Consider the following 12,611-nt stretch of genomic DNA (forward strand, 5'->3'; position numbering starts at 1 on the left):
AGCATTGCCATGTCCCACCCTGCAACCCCCGCGCTGGCGGGGCACTCTGCTGCGCCGCCCGACAACGCCTTGGCCTCGCTCGCGCGTGGCGTTGACCGAGGACTGGGCGCCATTGTCGAGACGGCGGCCGCTGCCTTGGTGCTGGCCGAAATCATCGTGCTGTTTGCCGGCGTGGTGGCACGCTATGTGTTCCACCAGCCGCTGGTCTGGTCCGATGAGCTGGCCTCGCTGATGTTTCTGTGGCTGTCCATGCTGGGCGCCGTGGTGGCGCTGCGCCGGGGTGAGCACATGCGCATGACGGCCTTTATCAACAATGTGCGGCCAGGCCTGCGCGCGGCGCTGGAGGCCTTTGCGCTCGCCGCGTCGCTGGCCTTTTTGCTGATGGTGCTGGGCCCCGCCTACGAGTATGCGGAGGAAGAAGCCTTTATCACCACGCCGGCGATGGAGCTGAGCAATGCCTGGCGGGCCGCTGCGCTGCCGGTGGGCATGGGCCTGATGGCCGTGGTGGCCTTGCTGCGCCTCATGACGCAGACGAGCTGGCAAAAGGCGCTGGCGGCGGTGGCCATGGTGGCGGGGATGGTGCTGCTGTTCTGGCTGTGCCAGCCGTTGTTCAAGAGCCTGGGCAAGTTCAACCTGGTGATCTTTTCTGTGCTGGTGGTGGCGGGCACGGTGTTTGCCGGTGTGCCGATTGCGTTCTCGTTTGCGCTGGCCACCTTTGGCTATCTGGCGCTGACCACGCGCACACCGCTGGTGGTGATGGTGGGCCGGCTGGATGAGGGCATGTCGCACCTGATCATGCTGGCGGTGCCGATGTTCATTTTTCTGGGCTCGCTGATCGAGATGACCGGCATGGCCAAGGCGATGATCCAGTTTCTGGCCAGTCTGCTGGGGCGCGTGCGCGGGGGCCTTTCCTATGTGCTGATTGGCGCGATGTACCTGGTCTCGGGCATCTCGGGATCGAAGGTGGCCGACATGGCGGCGATTGCGCCGGTGCTCTTCCCCGAGATGAAAAAGCGCGGCGCCAAGGAGGGCGATCTGGTCGCGCTGTTGTCAGCGACGGGCGCGCAGACCGAGACCATTCCGCCGTCCATCGTGCTGATCACGATTGGCTCGGTCACCGGCATATCGATTGCCGCGCTGTTTACCGGCGGCATGCTGCCCGCCGTGGTGCTGGGCGCTGCGCTGTGCTGCGTCGTGTGGTGGCGTTACCGCAAAGAGGATCTGAGCGGTGTGGAGCGCTTCAGCGGCAAGCAGATTGGCCGCCTGCTGGTGATTGCCTTGCCGGCGCTGGCCTTGCCCTTTGTGATCCGCGCCGCCGTGGTGGAGGGGATTGCGACGGCGACCGAGGTGTCCACCATCGGCGTGGTCTATTCGGTGCTGGTGGGCTTGTTCATCTACCGCTGTTTTGACTGGCGGCGCCTCAAGCCCATGCTGGTCGAGACCGCTTCGCTGTCGGGCGCGATCATGCTGATTGTCGGCTGCGCCACCGGCATGGCCTGGGGACTGACGCAGTCGGGCTTCTCATCCGACCTAGCCAAGGCGATGACCAGCATGCCGGGCGGCAGCTGGGGGTTCCTCGCCATCTCCATCGTCTGCTTCATCGTGCTGGGCAGTGTGCTCGAAGGCATCCCCGCCATCGTGCTGTTTGGCCCGCTTCTCTTCCCCATCGCCAAGGAGGTGGGCGTGCACGAGGTGCATTACGCGATGGTCGTGATCTTTGCGATGGGCATTGGCCTGTTTGCGCCGCCCTTTGGTGTGGGCTACTACGGCGCCTGCGCGATCAGCAAGGTCAACCCCAACGAGGGCATTCGGCCCATCGGCGGCTACATGCTGGCGCTGTTCGTCGGGCTGCTCTTTGTGGCAGCCATTCCCTGGATTTCTACCGGATTTTTATAAGCGGACTGCTGCCCCAGGGCCCACCCGACCAGCTTCCCGGCCTTGGTCTGCATCGCGTGCGCGCCACGTGAGGCAGCGCCCATGCAACCAACGCAACAACCAACCCTACAACAAACGAAAGACAAGCTATGAGTCGCTTTTTGGGAGAGATCCGCCAGCTGGGCTATGTGGTCGACGACATCGAGGCCGCGATGAAATACTGGAGCGAGACCTTGGGCGTGGGCCCCTGGTTCTACAACCCGCAGGTGCCCATCGAGAACTACCAGTACGCGGGCGAGCGCTACCAGCCGCACAACTCGGTGGCGCTGGCCAACTCCGGCTTTGTGCAGGTGGAGCTGATCCAGGTGCGCAACGATGTGCCGTCGATGTACCGCGACTTTCTGCGCGCGGGCCGCACGGGCCTGCAGCATGTGGCGTACTGGACCACCGACTACGACGCCGATCTGCAGCGCTTGCTGGCGCAGGGCTTCAAGCCGCAGATGAGTGGCGAGGTGGGCAAGAACGGCCGCTTTATCTACTTTGACACCGAGTACCACCCGGGCACGGTGATCGAGCTGTCCGAAGTGATGGGCCCCAAGGGAAAGATGTTTGATCTGATCCGCGCGGCCTCCCAGGACTGGGATGGTCAGAACCCCGTGCGCCCTTTCCCTGACCTCAACACCCTGTGATGGCCGGCCCGCCCTGGGCCTGGAAATGCGATGAAATCTACCCATTTTGAAGCCAGCTACCTGATCGAGACGCCGCTGGCGCCCGAGGCCGTGGCCGAGGTGATGGCCGGTGAGCAATCCTGCGGCACCTTCACCCGCGTGGCCGGCGAGACCGATGACCTGCGGGCACGCGCACGCGCCCAGGTGCTACAGGTGCAGCCGCTGGGCACGGTGGAGCGGCCCAGCCTGCCCAATGCCTGGTTGGAGCGTCAAGGCTATGGCGCAGGCGCCAACTGGCAGCGTGCGCGCGTGCGTATTGCCTTCCCCATCGCCAATGTCGGCGCCAACCTGCCCACCTTGGCCGCTACCGTCAGCGGCAATCTGTATGACCTGGGAGAGGTATCGGGCCTGCGGCTGGAGCGCCTGGATCTGCCGCCGGACTACCGTGACCAGTTCGATCTGCCGACGATGGGAGTGGCCGGCACGCGGCGCAGTATTGGCGCCAGCGCAGGCGCGATGGTGGGCACCATCATCAAACCGAATGTGGGGCTATCGGCCCAGCAGACGGCCGACCTGGTGCGGCAGCTGTGCGACGCGGGTGTGGACTTTATCAAGGACGACGAGGTATCGGCCAACCCAGCGCATGCGCCGCTTGAGGAGCGCATTCCGGCGGTGATGCGCGTGATCCGCGAGCACCGCGAGCGCACCGGCAAATGGGTGATGGTGGCCTTCAACATCACTGACGAGACCAGCGCCATGCTGCGCCATGCCGATCTGGTGCAGCAGGAGGGCGGCAGCTGCGTGATGGCCAGCATCAACTGGTGCGGGCTGTCGGGCATTCAGAGCCTGCGGCGCCACACGCCCTTGGCGCTGCATGCCCACCGCAATGGCTATGGCGCGCTGTCGCGCGATCCGATGCTGGGTATGGGCTACCAGGCCTACCAGACGCTGTGGCGCCTGGCCGGGGTGGACCATGTGCATGTGCATGGTTTGCAGGGCAAGTTTGCGCAGCCCGATGCCGAGGTGGTGGAATCCGCACAGGACTGCCAGCGGCGCCTGTCGGCCGCGCAGGATGACTGCGTGCTGCCAGCGTTCTCATCGGGCCAGTGGGCGGGCACGGTACCGGCCACCTGGGCGGCGCTGCAGAGCGATGACCTGCTGTTTATGTCCGGCGGCGGCATTTTGGCGCACCCCGATGGGCCTGCGGCTGGCGTGGTGAGCATTCGCCAGGCCTGGGCTGCCGTGCGCGAAGGCAGCAGCCTGGACGACTATGCCTGGCATGCGCCGGAGCTGGCGCGCGCGCTGCAGTTTTTTGGCAAGCGCGGATAGGCGACATGCTGGATACCTTGCTGCGCGGCCAGCCCGCCGTCGTCTGGTATGGCGATGACTTTACCGGTGCGACCGACACCCTGGCCACGGTGGCGCAGGCGGGCCTGCGCTCTCTGCTTTTTCTGGATGTGCCTACCGAGGCGCAACGGGCCCAGGCCGGGCCCTTGCAGGCCATTGGCATCGCCGGTGCGGCCCGCAGCCTGCCGCCTGCCGCAATGGCCGAGGTGCTGGCGCCGGTGGCGCAGTTTATGGCCGCCAGCGGCGCGCCACTGCTGCACTACAAATGCTGCTCCACCTTTGACAGCGCCCCGCATGTGGGTAGCATTGGTGCGGCCGTGGCGGCCTTGCGCAAGGTCGCACCCGCATCGCCAGCGGTGATCGTTGGCGGCCAGCCCAATATTGGGCGCTTTTGCGCCTTTGGCAACCTGTTTGCGCAGGCGGGGCCGGGTGGCGCGGTGCAGCGCGTTGACCGCCACCCCACCATGCGGCAGCACCCCGTTACCCCCATGGATGAGGCCGATTTGCGCCTGCACCTGGCCAAACAGGGGCTGGCGGATATTCGGCTGCTGAGCACCCGGCAGCTGGAGCTGGCGGGGGCCGATGCCGACGTGCTGCTGCACTGGATGCAGGCGCAAGAAGGCGCAAGCCCTGTGCCGGATGCCTTGCTGATCGACCTGGTGCACGAAGCCCAGCTGCCGCAGATTGGCGCGTTGCTGTGGGCGCGCGCGCAGCAGTCGCCGTTGCTGGCCGTGGGGCCCAGCGGTGTCGAGCAGTGCCTGATAGCCGGCTGGCGGCAATTGGGCTTGTTGGGCGATGCGCCAGTGGCGGAGCCGCTGGCACCCGCGCAGGGCCCGGTGCTGGTGTTGGTGGGCAGCCTGTCGCCGGTATCCAGCCAGCAGATCGCGGCCAGCCAGCAGTTTGATAAGCGGGAGGTGGAGGTGGGCCGGCTGTTGGCCGAAGAGGGCTATCTAAGCGCTTGCGCGGCCCAGCTGGCCCAGGGGCTGCACGAGGGGCGCCCTATGCTGGCGCACACCAGCCGACCTGACCAGGTGGTGGACGCGGCCACGACGGCAGCGGTGGCACAGCGCAGTGCGCAATTGGTGGCAGAAACCTTGCGCCTGGTGGCAGCACAGGGCCAGCCCTTGCGGCGCCTGGGCATTGCGGGCGGCGATACCTCCAGCCTGGCGACCCAGGCTTTGGGGTTGTGGGGGCTGGCCTTCCACAGCACCTTGGCGCCCGGCGTGACCTTGAGCGTGGCGCGCAGCGATGATGCGCGCATCGATGGGTTGGAGCTGATGCTCAAAGGCGGGCAGATGGGCGATGCGCAGCTGTTCGACCGGCTGGTGACGGGGGCGGGCTGAGGGGCGCGTGGGCTGCAGCGCAGACGTAAAAAAGCCCCAGGCGCTATGCCTGGGGCTATCTTGTGGTGTGGTGTGCTGTGGCTTGCTGCGCAAGCAAAGGCGCGGCCTGCGCCGCGCCAGGGCTTACTTGCCTTCCTTGCGCGCTTGGGCTTGGGCGGCGACCAGGGCCGTCATGTTGACCACGCGGCGCACGGTGGACGAAGGGGTCAGCACATGGGCGGGTGCCTCGCTGCCCAGCAGGATCGGGCCGATGGTGGTGCCGTGCGAGGCAGTGGTCTTGAGCACATTGAACAGGATGTTTGCGGCATCCAGGTTCGGGCAGATCAGCACATTGGCTTCACCGGTCAGGCTCGACTCGATGAGCGTGCGCTCGCGCACGTTTTCGTCCAGCGCAGCATCGCCATGCATTTCGCCATCGCATTCGATGTCGGGGTTGGCAGCGGCGAACAGGTCGCGGGCAGCGCGCATCTTGAGCGCCGACTTGCGGGTGGACGAGCCGTAGTTGCTGTGCGAGAGGAAGGCCACCTTGGGTGGCAGACCAAAGCGCTGCACCTCTTGCGCGGCGAGCTTGGCGATCTGGGCCAGCTCTTCGGCGGTGGGGTCTTCGTTGATGTAGGTATCCGCGATGAACAAGGTGCGGTTTTCCAGCATCAGCGCGTTCACGGTAGCCAGGCGGTTGGCGTCGGTCTTGTGGCCCAGCACGTCTTCGATATGGCCCAGGTGGCGGTCAAAGCGGCCCATCACGCCGCAGAGCATCGCGTCGGCATCGCCCAGGTGCACCATCAGTGCGGCGATCACGGTGTTGGAGCGGCGCACCGCCGACTTGGCCACCTCAGGCGTGACGCCATTGCGGCCCATCAGCGCGTGGTAGGCCTCCCAGTACTGGCGGAAGCGCGGGTCATCTTCAGGGTTGACGATGTCCACATCCTTGCCCAGTTGCAGGCGCAGACCGGCCTTGGCAATGCGTGCTTCGATGACGGCAGGGCGGCCGATCAGGATGGGCTTGGCCAGGCCGTCGTCCACCGCCACTTGCACAGCGCGCAGCACGCGGTCGTCTTCGCCTTCGGCGTAGGCCACGCGTTGCACGTTGGCCTTGGCGGCTGCAAAGACCGGGCGCATGAACATGCTGGTCTGGTAGACGAAGCGGGTGAGGTTCTCACGGTAGGCGTCGATGTCCTCGATCGGGCGTGCTGCCACGCCGGATTCTTGTGCAGCCTTGGCCACGGCGGGCGCAATGCGCAGAATCAAACGGGTGTCGAAAGGCGTAGGGATCAGGTAGTCGGGGCCGAACTTCAGCTCCTTGCCCTGGTAGGCGGCGGCCACTTCGTCGCTCACGTCCTGCTTGGCCAGCGCGGCAATTTCGCGCACGCAGGCCAGCTTCATCGCTTCGGTGATCTTGCTGGCGCCGCAGTCAAGCGCGCCACGGAAGATGTAGGGGAAGCACAGCACGTTGTTGACCTGGTTCGGGTAGTCCGAACGGCCGGTGGCGATGATGCAATCGGGGCGAACGGCCTTGGCCAGCTCGGGGCGGATTTCTGGCTCGGGGTTGGCCAGCGCCAGGATGATCGGCTTGTCGGCCATGGTCTTGACCATGTCGGCGGTCAGCACGCCGGGAGCCGAGCAGCCCAGGAACACATCCGCGCCGTTGACCACGTCGGCCAAGGTGCGGGCCTCGGTCTTTTGCGCGTAGCGCGCCTTGGAGGCGTCCAGGTTGCCGGGGCGGCCTTCGTAGATCACGCCCTTGGAGTCCACCATGAAGATGTTCTCGCGCTTGACGCCCAGGCCCACCATCACATCGACGCAGGCAATGGCAGCCGCACCGGCGCCAGAGACGGCGATCTTGACGTTGCCGATCTGCTTGTCGACCAGCTCCAGGCCGTTGAGCAGTGCGGCGCTGGAGATGATGGCCGTGCCGTGCTGGTCGTCATGGAACACCGGAATGTTCATGCGCTTGGACAGCTCTTGCTCGATGTAGAAGCACTCGGGGGCCTTGATGTCTTCGAGGTTGATGCCGCCCAGCGTGGGTTCGAGGCTGGCGATGATGTCGATCAGCTTGTCCGGATCGCGCTCGGCCAGCTCGATGTCAAACACATCGACGCCGGCAAACTTCTTGAACAAACAGCCCTTGCCTTCCATCACCGGCTTGCTGGCCAGCGGGCCGATATCGCCCAGGCCCAGCACGGCGGTGCCATTGGTGATCACGCCCACCAGGTTGCCGCGCGAGGTGTAGTCAGCAGCCAGGCTGGGATCGGCCTCGATGTCCAGGCAAGGGTAGGCCACGCCTGGCGAATAGGCCAGCGACAGGTCACGCTGGTTGGACAGCGGCTTGGTCGGGGTGACGGAGATCTTGCCCTTGCTGGGGCTGCGGTGGTATTCGAGTGCGGCTTCGCGCAGTGCCTGTTCGGCGGCGGACAGTTGTTGTGCCATAAGAGTGAATCAATCCAGAGTGAACCAAGCTGATGATAAAGGCGCAGGCCCACCCCTATGGGGCAGTGGGCCTAAGTTTCGATGCTGCACCGCAGCAATCTTGTCAGTGGGCATCTGCTTGCTGCGCAGCCTTGATGATCTGGGCCTGGTCGAGTTTGGCGCCGTTGAAAAACAGGTTCAAGGCGACGGCACAGATGGAGGCCAGCAGGATGCCCGATTCGATCAGCGGGTGGATGGCGTGGGGCATCCATTGGCGGAACTGCGGTGCAATCAGCGGGATCATGCCCACGCCAATCGACACGGCAACGACCATGGCGTTGTAGCGGTTATGGCGGAAATCCACATTCGACAGGATACGGATGCCGGTGGCGGCCACCATGCCGAACATGACCAAGCCCGCGCCGCCCAGCACCATGGTGGGCAGCGATTCGACCAGCGCGCCCAGCTTGGGCAGCACGCCCAGAATGATCAGGATAAAGCCGCCGGCCACGCAGACAAAGCGGCTCTGGATGCCGGTGACTGCGACTAGGCCGACGTTTTGCGAGAAGCTGGTGTAGGGGAAGGTGTTGAAGATGCCGCCCAGCAAGGTGCCCAGGCCATCGGTGCGCAGGCCCCGGGTCAGGTCGGCGGGGGTGACCTCTTTGTTGGTCATGTCGCCCAGTGCCAGGAACATGCCCACCGATTCGATCATCACGACGACCATCACCAGGGTCATCGTCAGGATCAGGATGGGGTCGAACACCGGCATCGCGATCTCGAACGGCATGACAAAGTCAAACCACTCGGCATGCGCGACTTTTTCATAGGTCATCAGGCCCATGGCCGAGGCCACGATGGCGCCGATGACAATGCCGGCCAGCACCGCGATATTGGCCATAAAGCCCTTGGCAAACTTGGTGATCAGCAGGATGGAGACCAGCACCAGCGCGGAGATGCCAACGCCGCTCAGGTCCGCATAGCGGGGGTTGGGCACGGACGGCAGGATGGCCAGGCCGTGTGGGATGGGCGGCAGCGCCGAGCCCGGCGCGCCAGCGGCCATCTGGGCGCTTTGCAGCCATTTGACATGCTCGGGGTTGGGCACGGAAGGCGCCGTGGGGCCCACCGGGTTGCCAAAAATCCAGTTGATCCCCACGCGCATCAGGCTGATGCCGATCACCGTGATGATGGTGCCGGTGACGACCGGCGGGAAGAACCGCAGCATGCGGCTGACCAGCGGTGAGATCAGGATCGATATGACCCCCGCACCGATGACCGAGCCAAAGATGAGGCCTGCGCCATAGACGCCTCCTGTGGTCTGCGCCATCGAGATCATCGGCGCCACGCTGGCAAAGGTCACGCCCATCATCACCGGCAGCTTGATGCCAAACCAGCGGGTCGCTCCCCAGGCCTGGATCAGGGTGACCAGACCGCAGACGAAGAGATCAGCCGATATCAGCTTGGCGATCTGGTGGGAATCGAGGTTGAGTGCGCGCCCTACTATCAGCGGCACCGCCACGGCCCCCGCATACATGACCAGCACATGCTGCAAGCCCAAGGTGGTGAGGCGCCCCAGGGGCAGCACCTGGTCGACGGGGTGTTTGTCAGACTGCATCTTTATCACTCCTCATGCGGGGAATTTCTGACCAGAAAAGCCAGTGTTATGTCTTAAAAATCCATACAAAAAGTGTATACACATGCGCTGATGGCGCACCCCCCTGATTACCCTCAAGCCGCCACCATGCGATGGGGAGTGGCCGGTCGGATGCGCGTGGCTCGTTCACAAAAATGCCTGCCGCCACATGCAAAACCGCTCCCAGGCACGGGGCATGGGGGCGGTGGATGCAAAAAACGGTAAGGCGGCGCTGCCGGGCGCCGCGTTGGATCAGGCCAACAGATCGACCAGCGAGCGGGCGATGACCTTGGTGGCGCGGCGCAGGTCTTCCAGGTCCAGGCGCTCGTCGGCGCGCTTGGCATGGCTCTCCAGCACGGTGCGGGGGCCGGCGCCGTAGATCACACCGGGAATGCCACGCTCCACATAGAGGCGCACATCGGTGTAGAGCGGTGTGCCCACAGCTGGGGGCTTCTCGCCAAACACGGCTTCGCCATGGGTCTGGATGGCATCGACCAGCGGCTGGTTGCCGGCCAGCGGCGTCATCGCATTGGCCAGCAGCAGGCGCTTGATGTCGATGCGCACGGCGTCGTCACCTTGGTAGCCGCGCTCGTTGTTGAAGCGCTCCACCGCCTTGGCAATCACCTGGCGGATATGGGCTTCGACCTCGACCGGGTTTTCCTCGGGGATCATGCGGCGGTCGATCTTGAGCAGCACCTTGCCCGGGATCACATTGGTGTTGGTGCCCCCTTCAATGCGGCCAATGTTCAGGTAAGGGTGCTTGATGCCTTCGACCTTAGAGCAGACCTTTTGGTAGGCGGTGTTTTCCGCATACAGGTCGTTCATGATCGCCACGGTGGCCTGCAGCGCATCCACCCCGGTGTGCGGCACGGCGGCATGGGCCATCTTGCCGTGTACGGTGATCTCCATCTGCAGGCAGCCGTTGTGGGCGACGACCACCTCATAGCTGAAGCCGGCAGCGACCATCAAGTCGGGTTTGGTCAGGCCTTTTTCCAGCAACCAGCCGGGGCCCAGCAGGCCGCCAAACTCTTCGTCGTAGGTAAAGTGCAGCTCCACCGCGCCCCGGCTGGGCTTGGCCACGGCCTCCAGTGCGCGCAAGGCGTAGGTGAAGGTGGAGAAATCGCACTTGCTCACCGCAGCAGCGCGGCCATAGAGCTTGCCGTCAACAATGCGGGCGCCATAGGGGTCATGGCTCCAGCCCTCGCCGGGCGGCACCACATCGCCATGGGCGTTGAGTGCAATGGTGCGGCCCGAGCCGGCTGCGCCAAAGGGGCGGCGCACGATCAGGTTGGTGATCGAGGTCATGCCGTAGGCTTCGACATCGGCCTGGGGCACTTCATGCTTTTCAGCGGTGTAGCCCATGGCCTGCAGCAGCTCGGCGGTGCGCTCGGCGTGGGGCGTGTTGTCGCCCGGTGGGGTGTCGGTAGGCACTTGCACCAGCTTCTGGAAGAACTGCACCTGCTCGTCAAAGTGCTGGTCAATCCACTGGTCCAGGGCGGCGTAGGTGGCGTTGTTCGTGGTCATACGGTTTCGTTTTCTAGTTGTTGAAGGACGTGGCTGAAGCTGTCGATCGCTAGCTGCATGTCATCGGCGGTCGAGGACTCCAGCGGGTTGTGGCTGATGCCGCTGTTGATGCCGCGCACAAAGAGCATGGCCTGGGGCATGATCTCGTGCAGCTTCATCGCATCATGGCCGGCGCCGCTGGGCATGCGGAACAGCGGCACGCCCTGGGCGGCCACGGCCTTTTCCCAGCGCTGCTGCCAGGCCGGCGCGCTGGGGGCGGCAGCCGCTTGCATGGTTTGCTCGGCGCGGTAGCGCAGGCCGCGCTTGTGCGCAATCGCCTCCAATTGGCCCATCACATCGCGCACCAGCGCGTCGCGCTGCGGATCGGTGGGCGCGCGCATGTCAATACTGAACTTGCACTGGCCGGGCACAACGTTGATCGAGCCGCTGGGCACTTCGAGCATGCCGACGGTGGCGACCGAATCCCCGTCTTGCGCGGCGCGCTGCTCGGCATACAGCATCAGCTCGGCCACGCCGCAGGCGGCGTCGCGGCGGCGGTCCATCGGCGTGGTGCCGGCATGGCTGGCCATGCCCACCATTTCGCAGACATAGCGCGAGCTGCCGTTGATCGAGGTGACGATGCCCAGCGGAATATCCAGCTCGGTCAGCACCGGGCCCTGCTCGATGTGGACCTCGATAAAGCCCAGGTAGTTGGATGCATCGCGCTGGATCTTGGGGATGTCGTCAATGCACAGGCCGGCATGCTGCATGGCTTCGCGCATCGTGATGCCGGCGGCATCGGCCTGGTCCAGCCACTGCGGGTTGAAGTGGCCGATCAGTGCGCCCGAGCCCAGGAACGTGGCCTTGTAGCGCTGGCCTTCTTCCTCGGCAAAGGCCACCACTTCGATGCCAAAGGGCAGGCGCTTGCCGGCGCGGTGCAGCTCGCGCACGCAGGCCATCGGCACAAAGATGCCCAGGCGCCCGTCGTACTTGCCGCCGTTGCGCACGGTGTCGTAATGGCTGCCGGTGAGCAGGTATTGGCCGCCTTCCTGCGCGGGGCGGTAGCGGCCCACCACATTGCCGACCGCATCGATCTCGACCTCGTCAAAGCCGCTGTCGCGCATCCAGTGGCTGATGCGCTGGGCGCAGGCGCGGTGGGCATCGGTCAGATAGGTGACGGTGAGCTGGCCTTTTTCAGCAAAGCCCTCGTCGCTGTGCTGGGCCAGGCGCTCCTGCCAGTCCCAGACGTCATTGCCCAGCACCGGCTCGTAGCCGAACTTGTCGTTCAGGCGGATCTCGGCAATGCGGTGGATGTTGCGCAGCGCCTCGTTGCGCTCGAAATCGGGGTGGTGGTTCAGGCGCCGCGCAAAGGTGGCGATGATCTCCTGTTTGGCCAGGCCCAGGCCCCGTGGCCCGCGCACCGCCAGGATGAACGGAAAACCAAAGCGGGCGTTGTAGTCCGCATTGAGCTGCTGGATCTGCGCGAACTCCTCGGGTGTGCATTGCGTCAGGCCCGCGCGGTTTTGCTCCAGCGTGGACTCTGCCGTCAAGGTGTTGGCCACCATGGCCTTGCCCGCCAGCTCCGGGTGGGCGCGGATCAGCGCCAGCTGCGCATCGACCGGCGCCTGCGCCAGCACGCGCACCATCGCGTGCTTGAGCTGGGCGAGCGAGGCAAAAGGCCGCTGGGCCAGCGCGGCTTGGGCAATCCAGGGCGAGTGCTCGTACAGCCCATCGAGCATGGCCAGCGCCGCATCGGGCGTGGCTTGGTTGAGTTGTTCCAGGGTCAGGGCCATGTGTTTCCTATCGAATGGATGGGGTACTAGCGCTTCTTTTCGCTTG

General features: G+C 65.0%; 8 protein-coding genes. 4 read left to right on the top strand and 4 right to left on the bottom strand.

Features of this window, described 5'->3' with window-relative positions:
- Positions 1 to 9: 9 nt before the first annotated feature.
- From WH265_RS13180 to WH265_RS13195, 4 genes are all read left to right on the top strand, one after another.
- A complete protein-coding gene (locus WH265_RS13180; RefSeq protein WP_339558580.1) occupies positions 10 to 1,896 on the top strand; it encodes a TRAP transporter large permease in 1,887 nt (628 codons plus the stop codon).
- Positions 1,897 to 2,024: 128 nt separating this feature from the next.
- Complete coding sequence (locus WH265_RS13185; protein ID WP_021027048.1) at positions 2,025 to 2,564, top strand: VOC family protein; 540 nt, start codon at positions 2,025 to 2,027, stop codon at positions 2,562 to 2,564.
- A gap of 30 nt (positions 2,565 to 2,594) precedes the next feature.
- Positions 2,595 to 3,872, top strand: a complete 1,278-nt coding sequence (locus tag WH265_RS13190) for a ribulose-bisphosphate carboxylase large subunit family protein (RefSeq protein WP_116925804.1) — start codon at positions 2,595 to 2,597, stop codon at positions 3,870 to 3,872.
- A 5-nt stretch (positions 3,873 to 3,877) separates the two neighbouring features.
- On the top strand, positions 3,878 to 5,233 hold the full coding sequence (locus tag WH265_RS13195) for a four-carbon acid sugar kinase family protein (protein WP_339558581.1): 1,356 nt from the start codon (positions 3,878 to 3,880) through the stop codon (positions 5,231 to 5,233).
- Positions 5,234 to 5,356: 123 nt separating this feature from the next.
- Here WH265_RS13195 and WH265_RS13200 read toward each other — a convergent pair whose 3' ends face one another.
- The 4 genes from WH265_RS13200 to uraD form a co-directional block, all read right to left on the bottom strand.
- Positions 5,357 to 7,660: an NADP-dependent malic enzyme gene (locus WH265_RS13200; protein WP_339558582.1), complete on the bottom strand. Its 2,304-nt coding sequence runs from the start codon at positions 7,658 to 7,660 to the stop codon at positions 5,357 to 5,359.
- A 103-nt stretch (positions 7,661 to 7,763) separates the two neighbouring features.
- Complete coding sequence (locus WH265_RS13205) at positions 7,764 to 9,251, bottom strand: nucleobase:cation symporter-2 family protein (protein ID WP_021027045.1); 1,488 nt, start codon at positions 9,249 to 9,251, stop codon at positions 7,764 to 7,766.
- A 270-nt stretch (positions 9,252 to 9,521) separates the two neighbouring features.
- The gene (locus WH265_RS13210; RefSeq protein ID WP_339558583.1) at positions 9,522 to 10,793 is read right to left on the bottom strand and encodes a M20/M25/M40 family metallo-hydrolase; all 1,272 of its coding nucleotides are present in this window, start codon (positions 10,791 to 10,793) and stop codon (positions 9,522 to 9,524) included.
- The gene (uraD, locus tag WH265_RS13215) at positions 10,790 to 12,565 is read right to left on the bottom strand and encodes a 2-oxo-4-hydroxy-4-carboxy-5-ureidoimidazoline decarboxylase (RefSeq protein WP_339558584.1); all 1,776 of its coding nucleotides are present in this window, start codon (positions 12,563 to 12,565) and stop codon (positions 10,790 to 10,792) included. The genes WH265_RS13210 and uraD overlap by 4 nt, the downstream gene beginning before the upstream one ends.
- Positions 12,566 to 12,611 lie beyond the last annotated feature (46 nt).

The organism is Comamonas sp. MYb396, from assembly GCF_037479555.1.
In the GTDB taxonomy this organism is placed as follows: domain Bacteria; phylum Pseudomonadota; class Gammaproteobacteria; order Burkholderiales; family Burkholderiaceae_C; genus Comamonas.